Source organism: Candidatus Parcubacteria bacterium, from assembly GCA_021414235.1.
In the GTDB taxonomy this organism is placed as follows: Bacteria; Patescibacteriota; Minisyncoccia; order Phycocordibacterales; family JAKFXT01; genus JAIOOV01.
The window spans coordinates 442,441-457,387 of the sequence record JAIOOV010000004.1 but is presented as its reverse complement, the minus strand read 5'-3'; the positions used below and the strand labels follow the sequence as shown (position 1 = coordinate 457,387).

15 protein-coding genes and 4 tRNA genes are annotated in these 14,947 nt (G+C 56.6%); 11 read left to right on the top strand and 8 right to left on the bottom strand.

The window, feature by feature from the left end:
- Positions 1-6 precede the first annotated feature (6 nt).
- A complete protein-coding gene (gene uvrA, locus K8Q93_03485; GenBank protein ID MCE9644273.1) occupies positions 7-2,583 on the top strand; it encodes an excinuclease ABC subunit UvrA in 2,577 nt (858 codons plus the stop codon).
- A gap of 50 nt (positions 2,584-2,633) precedes the next feature.
- Here the strand turns inward: uvrA and K8Q93_03480 are convergent, their stop codons facing one another.
- A complete protein-coding gene (locus K8Q93_03480) occupies positions 2,634-3,092 on the bottom strand; it encodes a hypothetical protein (protein MCE9644272.1) in 459 nt (152 codons plus the stop codon).
- 77 nt (positions 3,093-3,169) lie between these two features.
- On the opposite strand from K8Q93_03480, the gene mutM reads away from it, so the two are divergent.
- From mutM to K8Q93_03460, 4 genes are all read left to right on the top strand, one after another.
- Positions 3,170-4,066, top strand: a complete 897-nt coding sequence (gene mutM, locus K8Q93_03475) for a bifunctional DNA-formamidopyrimidine glycosylase/DNA-(apurinic or apyrimidinic site) lyase (protein ID MCE9644271.1) — start codon at positions 3,170-3,172, stop codon at positions 4,064-4,066.
- Between the two features lie 161 nt (positions 4,067-4,227).
- A complete protein-coding gene (locus K8Q93_03470; GenBank protein MCE9644270.1) occupies positions 4,228-4,755 on the top strand; it encodes a hypothetical protein in 528 nt (175 codons plus the stop codon).
- A complete protein-coding gene (locus K8Q93_03465) occupies positions 4,710-6,065 on the top strand; it encodes a GIY-YIG nuclease family protein (protein ID MCE9644269.1) in 1,356 nt (451 codons plus the stop codon). Before K8Q93_03470 ends, K8Q93_03465 begins: the two co-directional genes overlap by 46 nt.
- A gap of 257 nt (positions 6,066-6,322) precedes the next feature.
- The gene (locus K8Q93_03460) at positions 6,323-7,285 is read left to right on the top strand and encodes an ATP-grasp domain-containing protein (GenBank protein ID MCE9644268.1); all 963 of its coding nucleotides are present in this window, start codon (positions 6,323-6,325) and stop codon (positions 7,283-7,285) included.
- Positions 7,286-7,347: 62 nt separating this feature from the next.
- Here the strand turns inward: K8Q93_03460 and K8Q93_03455 are convergent.
- The 4 genes from K8Q93_03455 to mltG form a co-directional block, all read right to left on the bottom strand.
- Positions 7,348-7,420, bottom strand: a tRNA-Ala gene (locus K8Q93_03455).
- Positions 7,421-7,564: 144 nt separating this feature from the next.
- Positions 7,565-7,957, bottom strand: a complete 393-nt coding sequence (locus K8Q93_03450) for a hypothetical protein (protein ID MCE9644267.1) — start codon at positions 7,955-7,957, stop codon at positions 7,565-7,567.
- 112 nt (positions 7,958-8,069) lie between these two features.
- Positions 8,070-8,888 carry a hypothetical protein gene (locus K8Q93_03445; protein ID MCE9644266.1) on the bottom strand — a complete coding sequence of 273 codons (819 nt, stop codon included), beginning with the start codon at positions 8,886-8,888 and terminating at the stop codon, positions 8,070-8,072.
- A 33-nt stretch (positions 8,889-8,921) separates the two neighbouring features.
- Positions 8,922-9,881, bottom strand: a complete 960-nt coding sequence (gene mltG / locus K8Q93_03440; protein ID MCE9644265.1) for an endolytic transglycosylase MltG — start codon at positions 9,879-9,881, stop codon at positions 8,922-8,924.
- A 97-nt stretch (positions 9,882-9,978) separates the two neighbouring features.
- Between mltG and K8Q93_03435 the strand changes: the two genes are divergently transcribed.
- Positions 9,979-10,051: transfer RNA gene (locus tag K8Q93_03435), tRNA-Ala, on the top strand.
- A 76-nt stretch (positions 10,052-10,127) separates the two neighbouring features.
- On the opposite strand, the gene K8Q93_03430 is transcribed toward K8Q93_03435, so the two are convergent.
- The 3 genes from K8Q93_03430 to K8Q93_03420 all read right to left on the bottom strand — a co-directional run bounded on the left by K8Q93_03430 (position 10,128) and on the right by K8Q93_03420 (position 12,845).
- The gene (locus K8Q93_03430; GenBank protein MCE9644264.1) at positions 10,128-11,225 is read right to left on the bottom strand and encodes a hypothetical protein; all 1,098 of its coding nucleotides are present in this window, start codon (positions 11,223-11,225) and stop codon (positions 10,128-10,130) included.
- Positions 11,226-11,360: 135 nt separating this feature from the next.
- Complete coding sequence (locus K8Q93_03425) at positions 11,361-12,608, bottom strand: hypothetical protein (protein ID MCE9644263.1); 1,248 nt, start codon at positions 12,606-12,608, stop codon at positions 11,361-11,363.
- Positions 12,609-12,761: 153 nt separating this feature from the next.
- A tRNA-Leu gene (locus K8Q93_03420) sits at positions 12,762-12,845 on the bottom strand.
- Between the two features lie 110 nt (positions 12,846-12,955).
- Between K8Q93_03420 and K8Q93_03415 the strand changes: the two genes are divergently transcribed.
- From K8Q93_03415 to K8Q93_03395, 5 genes are all read left to right on the top strand, one after another.
- Positions 12,956-13,029: transfer RNA gene (locus K8Q93_03415), tRNA-Pro, on the top strand.
- Between the two features lie 27 nt (positions 13,030-13,056).
- Entirely contained in the window at positions 13,057-13,803 is a 747-nt protein-coding gene (locus K8Q93_03410) for a F0F1 ATP synthase subunit A (GenBank protein ID MCE9644262.1), read from the top strand.
- 9 nt (positions 13,804-13,812) lie between these two features.
- Positions 13,813-14,040, top strand: coding sequence for an ATP synthase F0 subunit C (atpE, locus tag K8Q93_03405; GenBank protein MCE9644261.1), 228 nt, complete (start codon positions 13,813-13,815; stop codon positions 14,038-14,040).
- Positions 14,041-14,095: 55 nt separating this feature from the next.
- Entirely contained in the window at positions 14,096-14,560 is a 465-nt protein-coding gene (atpF, locus tag K8Q93_03400) for a F0F1 ATP synthase subunit B (protein MCE9644260.1), read from the top strand.
- Positions 14,550-14,945, top strand: a complete 396-nt coding sequence (locus K8Q93_03395; protein ID MCE9644259.1) for a F0F1 ATP synthase subunit delta — start codon at positions 14,550-14,552, stop codon at positions 14,943-14,945. The genes atpF and K8Q93_03395 overlap by 11 nt, the downstream gene beginning before the upstream one ends.
- Positions 14,946-14,947: the final 2 nt, after the last annotated feature.

Below are 14,947 nucleotides of genomic sequence, written 5' to 3'. Positions count from 1 at the left end.
TCAAAGATACACGACAGCATAATCGTAAAGGGTGCGCGTACTCACAACCTGAAGAACATCACGGTGGAGATGCCGCGCAACAAGATGGTGGTCTTCACTGGGCTCTCCGGCTCCGGCAAATCATCCCTTGCTTTCGATACCATCTTCGCGGAAGGCCAGCGCCGTTATGTGGAGTCTCTCTCTGCCTATGCCCGGCAGTTCTTGAATCAGATGCAGAAGCCGGATGTGGACGAGATCGTAGGCCTCTCTCCAGCCATCTCCATCGATCAGAAGTCTCGCTCCAACAACCCTCGCTCTACGGTGGCCACCATCACCGAGATATATGACTATCTCCGCATTCTCTATGCACGCGTAGGTAAGCCGCACTGTCTCACCTGTGGTCGCGAGATCCGCAAGCTCACTAACGAAGAGATCCTGGAGACCATCCTGGAGACGGCAGAGAAGGGCAACAAGGAGAAGAAGGGGGAAGTGATGGGTGTACCGCTCTCGGACGCCAAGATCAAGATCTTCTCTCCGCTCGTGGTGGGTAGGAAGGGTGAATACTACCAGCTCCTCTATGACCTCCTCGGCAAGGGCTACGAGTGGGTCAAGGTGGATGGTCAGATGAAGCGCCTGCGTGAGCAGATCATCCTTGCCAAGCAGAAGAAGCACGACATCGACGTGCTGGTGGACGAGCTCTTTCTTACGGAGTTTCGGGATAACAAATCTGCTGCGCGGGAGCGTCTCTCGGAGGCGGTAGAAAAAGCCCTTGAGGAATCGAACGGTCTCATCAAGCTGGAATCTCCTGAGGGAGAGCGTCTCATTTCCGCTAAGTTCATGTGTCCCTACGACGGCTTCTCTTTCCCGGAGATCGAGCCGCGCCTCTTCTCCTTCAACTCTCCCTACGGAGCCTGTCCTGCCTGTAACGGCCTTGGCACTAAGCACTTCTTCGGCTCGGAGGCGTGTCCTACCTGTAACGGCGCACGTCTGCGTCCGGAGGCACTCCATGTCTTCCTCGGAGGGAACAAGGAGAAGAGGAAGAACATCGTGGAGCTGACCAATCTTTCTATAAAAGATGCGCACGTCTTTTTCGAGGATCTCGACCTTACTCCTACGGAGAAGAGCATCGCCAAGGTGGTGCTGCGTGAGATCTCTGCGCGCCTGCAGTTCATGCTGAACGTCGGCCTCGACTATCTCACGCTCGATCGCAGGGCCAATACGCTTTCGGGAGGAGAGAGCCAGCGCATCCGTCTTGCTTCCCAGCTCGGCTCAGGTCTTGTGGGTGCCCTCTACGTGCTCGATGAGCCTACTATCGGTCTCCACTCCCGCGACAACGATCGTCTCATCCAGACGCTCATCCGCCTGCGCGACCTCGGCAACACCATCATCGTGGTGGAGCATGACGAAGATACTATCTTCTCTTCTGACTATCTGGTGGATATAGGTCCGGGCGCGGGCGTGCACGGCGGCAACGTGGTAGTGGCGGGGGACTTGGACAAGCTTCTCACCGCTAAGAAGAACGATTCCGGTTCGCTCACGCTCGCGTATCTCCGTGGCGAGAAGAAGATCGAGATCCCCGAGACGCGTCGTACGGCGGACAAGGGTGCGCTTAAGATCAAGGGCGGCAAGGTTTTCAATATCAAGAATCTCAATGTGGACGTTCCGCTCGGTAAGCTCGTGCTGGTCACTGGCGTTTCCGGCTCGGGTAAGTCCTCTTTTCTCTACGAGATCCTCCACAAGAATCTGCAGGCCCGCTTTGAGCGCCGCTACCGCTCTAATCAGACCTTCAATGCAACCTCCTTTACTGGCAGCGAATACGTGAGTCGTGTCATCCTCATCGACCAGTCTCCTATCGGCCGCACTCCGCGCTCCAACCCCGCTACCTATACCGGCTCCTTCACTTTCATCCGTGATCTCTTTGCAGAAACATCGGAAGCCCGTGCGCGCGGCTGGAAGGCCAATCGCTTCTCCTTCAACGTGAAGGGGGGTCGCTGTGAAGCCTGCCAGGGTAATGGAGAGATCGCTGTGGAGATGCACTTCCTGCCTACCGTCTACGTGCCCTGCGATGTCTGTAACGGCAAGCGCTTCATGAAGGAGACTCTTGAAGTGAAGTACAAGAAGAAGAGTATCTATGACGTGCTCCGTATGACCGTGGAAGAGTCCATGGAGTTTTTCGAGGATATTCCATCTATCTACGACCGCCTGCGGACGCTCTCGGATGTGGGTCTCGGTTACTTGGAACTCGGACAATCCGCTACCACTCTCTCTGGCGGCGAGGCACAGCGCGTGAAGATATCCTCTGAGCTCTACCGGGCACATCTCCAGAAGACCATTTACCTATTAGACGAACCCAGCATAGGTCTCCACTACGAAGACGTGAAGAAGCTCATCGAGATCGTGCAGAAGTTGGTAGACAAGGGGAATACCGTGGTGGTGATCGAGCACAACATGGAGATCATCAAGAGCGCGGACTACATCATCGATATCGGTCCTGATGGTGGCGTAGGCGGGGGAGATATCGTAGCTAAGGGTACTCCGGAAGAGGTGGCTAACAATTCTAAGTCGTATACCGGCAAGTATCTGAAGAAGGCGCTCAAGGCGTAGTGTAAAAATGACGAACCCCCTCCCGCGCATCGCGCGGGAGGGGGTTGTTCTTAGCGCGAAGCCGCGTGTTTTGCGGCATTCGCTGCGACCTGTCCCTGCTTCTTGGCCATCAGGAATGTGCTGCGGGCGTAGTGGATCGCCATGAAGAAGGCGATGATTGCTGCGAACGCGAAGATGACGGCGAGGAGCCCGCCGGTACGCCAGCTTATCACCAGCATGCTGGTGAAAAAGCCGAAGGCGAGGGGAGCGAGGAGTGCTCGACGTCGCACTTCAGTCACGTTGGCTTCGGCATACGCCTTCGCGGCTTTGCCGAGGAACGCGAGCACGATGAAGCCGAGCAGGGAAGTACCCAGCATCCAGAAAAGCGGGAATTGAAGGTACCACGGATATCGCGCGTGACCATTCGCGACGAAGAACAGGACGAACGGTATGGTCACGCCGATCCAGCAGGTTGTCGAGAGCGGTCGGAGTCCTGCAGGAGACTCCAGTCGGTTGAGAAAGAACTGCATTGGGCGCCTCCCAAGGGTTGATATATTTTAATAGAACAACTCCATATTAGTATTGTCAAATGTGCTAGCATGTTTCTATGCCGGAACTCCCCGAGGTAGAGAGCCTGCGCCGCAGCCTGGAGAAGGTGGTACTGGGGCAGACAATAAAGAGGATAGAAGTGCTCGCACCAAAGATGGTGTCGGGGCTTGGTAATGCACGTACAGCTACGCCTGCAAAGACCAAGGCTTTCATGAATGGCTTAGAGAAAGAGAAGATCCTCTCGATCAGCCGCCGCGCCAAGAACCTCATCTTCCATTTCTCGCATGGGAAAGTCATGATCGTGCATCTCAAGATGACGGGGCAATTGGTTTACAAAGAGAAGGGTAAGAAGGCCGTTACCGGAGGGCATCCTATCGAGCTCTCTGAGAGTGAGCTTCCCAACAAGCATACCCGTCTCATCTTCCATCTTGGGAGGGAAACTCTTTTCTATAACGACACGCGCATGTTCGGCTATCTCCTTTACTACAAGAACTTGGAGGAAGCAGAGAGGCTCGGGCATTTCTCCAATCTCGGAGTGGAACCGCTTGATCCAGCGTTCACTCTCGAATATTTCCGTGATGCATTGAAAGTACGCAAGGGTACGCTCAAGAAAGTGCTCATGGATCAGAAGGTAGTTACTGGACTCGGTAATATCTATGCGGATGAGGTGGCGTATGAGGCAGGCGTGCGTCCGACGCGGCAGATTGCAAAAGTCACCTCGGCGGAGATAGAGAAGTTATACAAAGCGATCAAACGTACTATCGATGCGGCTATACACCTCGGCGGCTCCTCTGTCGCGGATTATCTCCTGGCCGATGGATCGCGCGGAAATTATGCGAGGGAGCATAAAGTGTATGGAAAAACGGGTGAGAAATGCTCGAAATGCGCCAAAAAACTGCTTACCATACAGCTGAATGGACGCACAACCGTGTATTGTCCACAGTGTCAGAAATGAGGTTCGACAACATTGCACGTCTAAGATAGGATTGGGCTTTAGGAAGTGTTCTTGCACTCCATTCTTCTCCTTCATCTGCGGAGGTCGCCTTGTTTGACAGTCACGTTCAGCATCAGACCCAACACCACTATCAACGCCCTCGCGTTCCTGTGGTGGACCTGATGTCGCCGGCTCTGGCGCTGCGGGTCAATCTGCTTGCAGAAATGCAGAAGGCCCGTGAAAAGGCTCGCGAGCAGCGCTTAGAAGCATTGCTTCAGTCGTTGGCGAAAGCAAAGGATCTGAGCTGCTTCTTGGCTCGGCTCACCTTCACTCAGGCGGAATGGCTGGATCAATGTCCCGATCAGGCCGCCAAGAGTATCACGCAAGCCATCGACGCCTTCTGGGAGCGTAACCTAGCCGGGCTCTCATGGCTCGACCTGCCCCCAGTGAATCGCGTCCTTTCGTCCTTCGAGAAGGCTCCGCCGACTTCTTGGGTGGAACAGGATGGCTCGCCGATCGGGCTGGATGATCGGTTGTGGACCGAGGTGGAGCAGGCGGTGAGCAATTTCTTGTCCAACAAGAAGGTTCCCAAGAAACGTGCTCGGCAGCTTGCCGCGTTGCTTCAGAAATACTTCGGCTGCGAGTCGGAGCCTGTGCCTTCGGAATGGATCCTTCGGCTGGACGTGCCCAGCTCGGAGTGGTCACGATGAGGACATCCCCATATCGCCGCGACAACCTTGGAGGTCCTGTCGCGGCGAACCTACTTCCCATGACCCTCGAAGATTTCAAGAAACTCAATTTACCGGATGCGCCGGGTGTCTACTTCTTCAAGGACGCCAAGGGCCACATCCTCTATATCGGCAGAGCCACTTCGCTACGTGATCGCGTGCGGAGCTATTTCAACAATGACGTCATCCATACCCGCGGACCTCTCATCGTGGACATGGTCACGCGGGGAACTGCACTTTCCTATACCGAGACCGATTCAGTGCTCGAGGCGGTGATCCTTGAAGCCAATCTCATCAAGAAGCACCAGCCTCCGGCCAATATCCAGGAGAAAGACGACAAGAGCTTCAACTACATCGTCATCACTCGCGAGGATTTCCCGCGGGTACTCCTCTCGCGTGGCAGGAACGTTCCTCTGGAATATCCGGAGAAGAAGCGTCTCTACCTCATCGGGCCTTTTCCTCACGGAGCAGTCTTGAAGGATGCTTTGAAGATAATCAGGAAACTTTTCCCATATCGGGATCGCTGCGAGCCAGCCTCCGAAGCTATTGCCCGCGGTAAGCTTCCGAAACCTTGTTTTAACTATCAGATCGGCCTCTGTCCTGGCGTCTGCGCGGGGGTGGCGGATGAGGCGGCGTACAAGAAGCAGATCAAGCACCTGGCGCTCTTCCTGGAAGGGAAGAAGGCTACGCTCCTCCGTACTCTTGAGAAGGAGATGAAGGAGCACGCGAAAGCGAAGGAGTTCGAAAAAGCAGGGGAGCTGAAGCGTACCCTGGAAGCGCTCCTCCATATCCACGATATCGCTCTGATCAAGCAGGATCCTTCTCTGGGGCAGCGCAGCGGCTTCCGCATGGAGGCGTACGACATCGCGCACCTCTCGGGAGAGTCCATGGCGGGGGCCATGGTGGTCTCCATCGATGGCGAGTTCGCCAAGAATTACTACCGTCGCTTCCGTATCTACGGCTTTGAGGATGCACACGATGTAGGTGCGCTCGCAGAGGTGCTCCGCCGCAGGTTAGCCCACGAGGAGTGGCCGCTGCCGGATCTCATTGTGCTCGACGGAGCGCTCGCGCAGCGTAACGCTGCGGAGAAGGTGCTCAAGGAGCACAACCTTTCCATCCCGCTCGTCTCGGTAGTGAAGAACGAGCGGCATCGTCCCGAGCGCTTGGAGGGCAGGGCGGATATGATGAAGAAATACGAGAAGGAGATCCTTGCTTTGAACCAGGAGGTCCACCGTTTCGCTATTGCCTATCACAAGCATCTCCGCCGCAAAAAGTTCATCACCCGCGCTTGACCTGCTTTTCGCCTTTTGTTTAACTTCTATCGGTTCGAGTATGTTCCTGCTTCTGTCGTGGCCCGGTGGGTTACGGCACGCCTCGAGCCGGGGTGTACGAGGCTAAGAACGCAGGAGGCTCCCTCCCCGCACCGAACGTACTCGTCCTTCATGCATATGAAGGCAGGGAACAGGTAGGCGTAAGAAGGAGCCGTATAAGAAGAGCAGGAGCGCGCCACCGGCACGCCCCTGCTCTTTCGTTTTGGTATACTTAGCTCATGACTCACGCGATGGTTGGCGTGCTCCGGGGAGGTCCTTCGAGCGAATATGAGATATCGCTTCAGACGGGCAATATGGTGCTGCGCGCTCTGCGCGAGCGTCATCGTCTCGCCGATATCCTCATCAGCAAAGACGGCGCGTGGCACAGGAATGGTATCCCCATGACCCCAGGAAGAGCGCTTTCGGGCGTAGATGTAGTTTTCAACGCACTCCATGGGGAATTCGGCGAAGACGGCAAGGCGCAGCGGATTTTGGAGGCCTTCGGCGTGCCCTACACAGGCTCACGAGTGCTGCCGTCATCTGTCGGTATGCAGAAGACGCTCGCCAAGGAGCGCTTCCGTGCTCTGGGCTTCAAGACTCCTCGCTCTAGCATCTTGAGTATCAGGGAGAACCTCCCGGAACGCCTGATGTTCCTCTTCCGCTCCTCTCCGATGCCGGTAGTGGTTAAGCCCGCTTCCGCAGGCTCGTCGCTCGGGGTGAGTGTGGCACATTCTTTCGCCGAATTGGAAGCCGCGGTGAAGAAGGCTTTTGCCTATAGCACCTCGGTACTCATTGAGGAGCACATCCGTGGCGAAGAGGTGACTTGTGGGGTCGTGGAGGGGTTTCGCGGGCATGAAGCGTACTCACTCTTTCCCGTGGTAGTGAAGCCGCAAGGCGCGAAGTTTTTTGATTACGATTCTAAAAGCAAAGGGAGAGCTTCGCTTCACTGTCCTTCGCCGCTCAGCGCAGAGAGGAAGAGGGAAGTGGAGAAGCTGGCTTCCGACGTGCATAAAGGTTTGGGTCTGCGGCACTACTCTCGCGTAGATTGCATCGTCTCGCCCTCTCGCGGCATATATCTCCTGGAAGTGAATACTCTTCCTGGTCTCTACGCGGACGCTCCTATGACCATGGCGTTAGAGGCAGCGGGGCTGCCGTTGCCGAACTTTTTGGATCATGTGTTGGGGTTAGCGGTGAATAATTAGTTTTTGTTTTGCTAGTATTTTCAAAGCAAAAGGGACCTTTGCGGTCCCTTTGTCTGCCGTAGTGGACCCTGGGAGATTCGAACTCCCGACCTCCTCATTGCAAATGAGGCGCTCTACCAACTAAGCTAAGGGCCCTTAGACAGGCATATTTACACGAAATCTCCTGAAAAGCTAGATGAATCGAGGGTGGGTATAAAAACAAAAACCGCCTTTGGGGGCGGGTGAGGGTGGTAACGGGGCGCCCGAAGGCGCCCCGTCAGGAAGGTGCAGTGTTGCCGATCAGGCGGCGATGCGATCGCCCAGCTTGGCGCCGGACTGCGGCCGCTGGTCCTTCTGGTGGCCGGTGCCGTTGGCGCCGGGGCTGGCCAGCTTGCCGAGGTCGACCTTCAGGTCGCCCAGCTTGGCGTGGATCGAGCCCTGCTTGCTGAAGTCGCCGAGGCGGCCGCCGATGATGCTGTCGAACTCGCTCACGATCTCCTTGAAGTCGTTCGGCGGCAGGTCCTTGGCGAGCGCCTTCAGCGTCGTGCCGGCCATCTCGATCTTGCCGACGGTCTGCTGGCGGTAGGACTCGGTCTTCGCCTTCTGCGGATCGATGCCGGTGATGGTCGCCGCGGCGGAGGTCAGAAGGGTGTGGAGGATCGGGTTGCCACTGAACTTCGAGAAACGCTGCATGTGAACGAACTCCCGTTGGGTGTGCACTGTACCGGACTCTCCGGCAAGGCTCGAACACCTTAAACCACATATATAGACCTGTCAAGGTCTCTCTTGCCCCGGTGCTTTAGGACTAAATAACCTCGATTGCCTGCCGGTAATCCGCATTCTCCCACCAAGATTTCCAGTCGATGAAGGGATCTTTTTCGGTATCAAACTGCAGATGGAGGGAGACTGAGGGGATGGGCATGAACAGGGGCACGCCCACGTCTTGCCAGAGGTGGTTGACGGTGTCGTCCTCGGCCTTGCCGTCGGAAGGATGCTTGCCCAGAGCTTCGAAGTAGTGCCAGTAGTTTTTCAGTATGGAGTGGGGGATGAGGAAAGTAGCGGTAGAGAAATAGGTGAGGCGCCAGTGGCGGTCAGGGCCGTGCACTACGCGGGTCGGCTCGATATTGCGCGGCTCGTAGTAACGGAAGGGATCATTGAAACCATCGATGCAGGCTTCGCGGCCAAGGTTCTGGCTAAAGAGCCTCTGAGCTCCCACCATCTTGGCGATGGCGCCCTCGTCGTGGAGATAGTCGTCGTCCACGAAGTACAGGAGGCCACCTTCTCCGTGGGCCAGTCCGTATTGGAAGGCGGCCAAGGCTGCTCCTGGCGTAGTCTGTCGGTCGGTGGTCGTAGGAGCGATGGGCGGCACTGGAGGGTCGATGAAGACGATCTCGGAGGGGTGGGGCAGGAGGGAGAGGATGCCGCGTATGGCAGGGAGGTGCGCAGTGTCGTCCTTGTTGTTGATGAGGACCAGCTTTATATCCCCCTGGAGCTCGGCGAGGGAGCGTACTACCGAGAAGAGGCAGCGCAGCATGACCTCGGACTTGGGCGCCTTGCAGTAGCGCTCCCGTGAAGGGTCGCGGTTGTCCTTGGAGTAGGTCTTCATCACTACCAGAAGCTTCATAGGGGGAAGCCTACAATATCTAAAAGTACGGAGCTACAGCCAGCGCTTGATGTTGGCGACGTGTTCTTTGTAGGTGCGTGCAGGATGGATGTTGCCGTAGCGATCGTGGAGATAGAAGAGGTAGTCGGTCTTTTTGGGATTGAGGGCTGCTTCGATGGAGGCGCGGCTGGGATTAGAAATAGGGGTCGGAGGGAAGCCTTTGTTTTGATAGGTGTTGTAGGGGGAGTCGATGAACTTGTCCTTGGAGAGGACGCGAGGCCACCAGCCGTTCTCTTTGCTTCCTTTTACATACTGAAGAGTGGCATCCATATCCAGGCTCATGCCTCTGAATACGCGGTTCCAGATGACGCCGGAGATGAGGCGCATGTCGTGAAGGCCGCCCGCTTCGCGCTCGATGATGGAGGCGATCTTTAAAGCAGTCTGCGGATTGATGGTCTTCTTAGTAGAAGAAGCGTAGCGGCTGCCGATCTGCTCTTCGTAGCGCTCCAGCATCATGCTGCTGAGTGCCTGGGGGCTGGTGCTTGAGCCGATGAGGTAGGAGCCGGGATAGAAATACCCCTCGGCGTTGATCAATCCGGAGGAGGTTACCGCAGAGGCGAAGATCTCTTTGTCATACTCATCCCAGCCGAGCTGCTTGCCGATGACCTCAGCCATCTGTTCCTTGCGCATGCCAGGGAGGACTTTTATGTACTTCGTAGAAGGGCTCGCGAGGGCGACGAGGCGGTTCCCGCTATCCGAGAAGGTCTCGCCGATGGCATAGAATACATTGGTGGCCGCAGAGAGCGGCCAGGGCATCTCGAAGCCGGGCTCATCAAGGATGACCTTGTTCTCTAAGTCGAGGTTGGTGGTGAGGAGAGGGGGAACGTCCGGCGCTACCGAGCCGCGCCAGGCGAGGAGGGAGGCGATAGCCAAGAAGGCTACGAAAGAAGAAGCGGCGATGACCAGGAAGCGATACTTGCGGTTCATATGCTCTCGAGAAGAAAGGTGCTTCATATTGTACGCGAGAGTGGCGGGGAGGGTCTAGGAGGATAACTCCGGTATCGTCTTGCTCTTGATCGTCTAAGACGCTACTCTATTTTTGTTTCTATAAGGGCCCTTAGCTCATTTGGTAGAGCGCTTCCATGGCATGGAAGAGGTGACCGGTTCGATCCCGGTAGGGTCCACACTGAAGAAAAGAAAACCGCCGCAGCTCGGTGAGGAGCTGCGGCGGGTCGCCCCGATTGCGGGGCAAGAACATATTCACGAGCGGGCGCAGGGGGCGACTTCAACCGTCGCTTTTTTTCCATTCTCGCTCAGCAGGGGATAGGTGTCTCCCGACATGCTGATCTCCACCCAGTCCTTGTAGAGCTCCCGGCGCTGGTTACTGGCGGCGTGCCAGATATCCGGATAGCCGCTCTTCGCTCGGACGCACCTGCCGCGAGGAAGCGGGCTGGTGCTTACGACGTCGGCTGACTGGGGCTCGACGATTAGGGAGGGTACCTCTGCCGGCTTGAGGTTGGCTGTCTGAGTCTTGGCCGGAGCAGGGGCGGTCTGTGCGTTGTTCTGGTTGACCTTTCCGTCCCAGTAGGGGGCGTTCGGGGGGTTGATGCAGGGTTTGTCCTTGCATAGATCCTTGAAGCCGTGACTCTTGTTGTTGAAGAGCTGAAACCTGTCCGTCTCGACTGGTATCGTGGAGACAAGGTAGGCGGGAGGAGCCTTCTCATGAGGGCGCATCCCGGGTTGCATCGCTTGCGCGATCCAGCTGGCCTGTGCCGCTCCTGCTTTTGCGTCGGCTTTGATGGCTTTAGCAACCGAGGTTGTATTGCCAACGAATCCGTTCAGGAAGCCTTGCGGCGTTCCGCCGAAGATCCAGATACCCAGGAGGAAAGCTGCGATTCCCCAGGGCACCAGAATCCACTTGAGGAACACCGCCAAGATCATGATGATGGCGTATGCCAGGAGGAACGGTCCGGAGAGGGCGATAGCTAAGCCGTCTGCGCCGAAGAGAATCACGAGAGCGAGAAGCGGCATGATCCCTATGAGGAACCATCCCCAGTACTCTTTGAACCACGCCTTCAGTTGGTCGGGCGGGAACGCCTTTTTGAGCCCAAGAGTGAGGGCGACGGCGATGGCTGCGAGGATCAACACGGCCAGGATTGGCTTGTTGTACTCAGTGTCCCACTGCTGCCAGCCGATGATGATCAGGGTGTAACCCACGATGAGAGCGACGATGGTGAATGCCATGCGCGTCCTGTTCCCGTAGGTCCAGTTTACGACAGCAAGGATCGCCACTCCGAGGGCAACGAGACTCACGAATCCCCAGAATGAGGAGAGGAAGTCGAGGGCTTGGTCGATCATGGGAGAACCTCTTTCTGCGAACTTGTTAAAGGGCTTTGTAAGAATGATATCACGTTTATTAAATAAAGTCAAGTAACAGAGCATAAAAAGAACCCCGTCGCGAGAGCGACGGGGTTTGCTGTTCGGCAAGGCAAATCAAGGCTTTTCCAACTCACTTGCGGTGAGGAGGGAAGAAGTCATTCCACCTTGGCCGGTGTTGATGACGATGCGGGCGCCTTTGCTGGCGGCGTCCACCCAGCCCCTGGTGGTGACGTTGGCCAGAGCGATCGTCAGCTCTGCCGGGTTCATGTTCTTTGAGGCTTTACGGACCATTTTGATGGCGTTTGCCTCACCTTCGGCTGCGGCTTCGGCTGCACGCGCACCAAGGGTCTGTCTGACGACTTCGGCTTCTCCCTCGAGCCGAGCGGTTTCTTTAGCGAGAAGCGCGTTGCGGCGGGACTCGTCGCTCGGGTCGATCGAGAATACCCCGATGCTCCGGACGGCGGCTCCGCAGACGAGCTCGGTGCTCTTCTCCGGGTTGTTCCTTGCGTAGGTGACATGCTCAGCGAGATCTCTGAGGAGCTTGGCGACTTGGGTTTCGTCGTCACTCCCTTCTAGGAGTCTTTTTTCGAGTCTCTGGAGGCGCTCGTCAACTTCCCCTGGGGTCGGGGTTGTACCCGCTCCCGGAGAGGCAGCCGTCGCCACAGTGCGCATGCTGCCCTGGTTGATCTCCGTAGGAGTCAGCTGTCCGAAAAGTTCTCGCAGCTGGGGCTCCAGGATCGCGATGGTGGCGTCGAGCCAGGCCGGAATCCGATGAAAGGCCCGTGCCGGGTTCGTCACCTGGATGGTTACGAGGATCCAGATGTCGTGAGGGAATTCGCCTGCGACCTCTACCTTGCTCATCTTGAAGACGTATATGGCCGGCTGGACGTAGAGGTAGCTAAACGGCTTTTCCTCATGCTGCTTGAACGGCTTTTCGTTATCGCTCATGAGTCCTCGTTTGAAGGACATCCAAGCGAAGGGTCCTCGGTAGAGCTCGGTACCCTTGAGGACCCCCACGAAGGCGATACCCTGGAACCAGTTCATCCGCTGCAGGTATTTGTGCAGGCGAGGATGCGCGGGTGGGGTTTCGGGAACGACGTATTCATCGTCGAAGCCGTCGCCGACGAGGGGGAGGCCCTCTTTGCGGCCGATGGTATGGCCTCTGTAGGCCATGATCGTCTTGATGTGAGTGCCGTTGCGGATGACGCTGCGGGCCTCACCTTCTCGTTTGACGATCCAGATGCCATTCTCGTCTTCGCGGTTCGCGCTTTTGGACGCGATGCTTGAGAGCTGGTAGTAACCGAGCAAGAGAATGCCGGCTGCTCCGGTGATCCCCAGAGGGATAGAAACCAGGGGGGTCATTGTTAGTCCTTTCTCGAGTCGGGGGATCGTCTCGATCCGATTGTCAGGGTACCCGTTTGGGTCTGGCAAAAATGCTATCACATATTAATACAAAAGTCAAGTAGCAGAATCAGCAAAAAACCTTAAGGCATAAGGCTAAACGATACATCGCTGTGGGCAGGGGGAGACTCGAACTCCCACTCTTTTGATGGAACCAGCTCCTAAGGCTGGCGCGTCTACCAATTTCGCCACCTGCCCGATGCCTTTACGCTACCATGGCGGCGTGTTCTTCTGAAATACACCGTATCCGTGGCTCGCTTTAAGCCTCCGTGCTATACTCGCAACGCATTTTGATGGAGTCCTGTGGCCGGGCCGTAGTATACCGGTAGTACATGCGCTTCGGGTGCGTAGAGACCGGGTTCGATTCCCGGCGGCCCGACCACAGGGCTCCATCGCGTCGCATTTTAGTATGGAAGGCTTACACATCACCCTCGGCGCGGATACCCTCGGGCACTTCCTCGGGATTCCCATCACTAATACCCTCATCCCAGCGCTTCTTACGAGCGTGATACTTCTCGTGCTCGCCGTAGTTATCCCGCGCACCCTCAAGCTCATTCCCTCCAAAGGTCAGACCTTATTCGAGACGGCAGTCGGCGGGGGATTCGAGTACGTGGAGAGTGTTCTTGAAGACCGTAAGCTCGCGGAGCGCTTCTTCCCGCTCATCGCCACTCTCTTCTCCTTCATCCTCATCGGGAACCTCCTCGGGTTCCTCCCTGGGGTAGGCAGTATTGGCTTTTTCGAGGAGCATCATGGAGAGAGTACGCTGACCGCCCTCATCCGCCCGGTGAATACGGATATCAACGTCACTTTAGCCTTGGCTATAGCCGCAGTGATCTCGATTCAGGTGGCGGGTATCGGGGTCCTCGGCGTGTTGAAGTACGGCTCGAAGTTTGTTAATCTGCACTCGGTCCTCGGTTTCGCGATCGGGATCATCGAGTTGTTCAGCGAATTAGCCCGGTTCGTCTCCTTTTCCTTCCGATTGTTCGGAAACATGTTCGCAGGAAAGGTGATGATCCTCGTGGCGACGGCTTTCGTCCCGCTCGTTCTCCCGGTCCCGCTCTTAGTCTTCGAGCTTCTGGTGAGCGTCATCCAGGCGGCGATCTTCGCTCTCCTGACACTCTTCTTTATCAAAATCGCGGTCACTGAACCGCACTAACCTCATACTATGGAACTCGAAGTAGCAAAGACTCTCGGTATGGCCCTCGCCGTAGGCTTGGGCGTATTAGGCCCTGGCATCGGCATCGGCATGCTCGTAGGACGCGCCCTCGAAGCTATCGGCAGGAATCCGGAAGCCTCCGGCAAGATCACGGCGACCATGTTCATCGGTATCGCCTTCACGGAGGCGCTCGCCATCTTCGCCCTCGTCATCGCCTTCATCGTTAAGTTCACCTAAGGCCTGAAGAGGTTTTAGGTGAATCTAGTTGGAACTCATTCCAACACATTAGCCAATGGAAGAACTCGTACATACATTCGGCTTGGACTGGAAGATGCTGTTGATTCAAACAGCCAATTTCGTCCTGCTCCTCTTCATCCTCAAGCGCTTCCTGTACAAGCCGTTGCTTGATTTCATCTCTGCGCGGCAGAGCGTCATCACCAAGGGGGTAGAGGATGCGGCGGAGGCAGAGAAGAAGCTCTCCGAGGCGGAGGATGCGGCGGCACATACTCGCAACGAAGCACAGCGTGAGGCGGAAAGGGTCTCTGCAGAGGCGCGCCGTCACGGGGAGGAGAAGAAGGAATCGCTCCTCCGCGAAGCGGCCCTTCGCAGTGCAGAGATGATCAGCCAGGCGCAGAAGGAAGCCGACGAGGAGAAGCGCCGCGCGCTCCGCGAGAGCGAAGAGGAGATCACTAAGCTCTCCTTGCTTGCAGCGGAGAAGATCCTTCACCAGAAGGCAAACCCTACCCATGCTCGCTAAGTACTACGCGCTCGCCATAGCTCTCGCCATCGCCGGAAAATCCGGCAAGGAGCTCGACGCGACCTTGGAGCGCTTCTTCGTGCTCCTCAAGGAGAAGGGGCATGTCACGCTTCTGCCGCATATCCTCCGCGAGCTCGATCGCTACTCCGAGCTCCTCAAGACCCGCGATTCTGTGACTATCACTACGCCCACTCCCGCATCTCCCGAGCATGTGGAGCAGATCAAGAAGAGCTTCGCGGAGTACGGCGTAGGGGAGCAGGCCTTGGTAAAAGCGCTCGATGGGTATCTCATCGGCGGATTTACTATAAAGACCCGCGACCTCCGCATCGATGCGAGCTTCAAACGCCATCTGCTCGATTTATACCAGCAATCCCTTAAGCGCTAATT

What these genes read in the sequence shown, in the direction of transcription:
- K8Q93_03445 (MCE9644266.1), bottom strand. Translation starts at nt 8,888, where the DNA reads ATGAAGCTTCTGGTAGTGATGAAGACCTACTCCAAGGACAACCGCGAC.
- mutM (MCE9644271.1), top strand. Translation starts at nt 3,170, where the DNA reads ATGCCGGAACTCCCCGAGGTAGAGAGCCTGCGCCGCAGCCTGGAGAAG.
- K8Q93_03410 (MCE9644262.1), top strand. Translation starts at nt 13,057, where the DNA reads ATGGAAGGCTTACACATCACCCTCGGCGCGGATACCCTCGGGCACTTC.
- K8Q93_03395 (MCE9644259.1), top strand. Translation starts at nt 14,550, where the DNA reads ATGCTCGCTAAGTACTACGCGCTCGCCATAGCTCTCGCCATCGCCGGA.
- K8Q93_03425 (MCE9644263.1), bottom strand. Translation starts at nt 12,608, where the DNA reads ATGACCCCCCTGGTTTCTATCCCTCTGGGGATCACCGGAGCAGCCGGC.
- atpF (MCE9644260.1), top strand. Translation starts at nt 14,096, where the DNA reads ATGGAAGAACTCGTACATACATTCGGCTTGGACTGGAAGATGCTGTTG.
- K8Q93_03465 (MCE9644269.1), top strand. Translation starts at nt 4,710, where the DNA reads ATGGATCCTTCGGCTGGACGTGCCCAGCTCGGAGTGGTCACGATGAGG.
- K8Q93_03460 (MCE9644268.1), top strand. Translation starts at nt 6,323, where the DNA reads ATGACTCACGCGATGGTTGGCGTGCTCCGGGGAGGTCCTTCGAGCGAA.
- K8Q93_03450 (MCE9644267.1), bottom strand. Translation starts at nt 7,957, where the DNA reads ATGCAGCGTTTCTCGAAGTTCAGTGGCAACCCGATCCTCCACACCCTT.
- K8Q93_03430 (MCE9644264.1), bottom strand. Translation starts at nt 11,225, where the DNA reads ATGATCGACCAAGCCCTCGACTTCCTCTCCTCATTCTGGGGATTCGTG.
- K8Q93_03480 (MCE9644272.1), bottom strand. Translation starts at nt 3,092, where the DNA reads ATGCAGTTCTTTCTCAACCGACTGGAGTCTCCTGCAGGACTCCGACCG.
- mltG (MCE9644265.1), bottom strand. Translation starts at nt 9,881, where the DNA reads ATGAAGCACCTTTCTTCTCGAGAGCATATGAACCGCAAGTATCGCTTC.
- K8Q93_03470 (MCE9644270.1), top strand. Translation starts at nt 4,228, where the DNA reads ATGTCGCCGGCTCTGGCGCTGCGGGTCAATCTGCTTGCAGAAATGCAG.
- atpE (MCE9644261.1), top strand. Translation starts at nt 13,813, where the DNA reads ATGGAACTCGAAGTAGCAAAGACTCTCGGTATGGCCCTCGCCGTAGGC.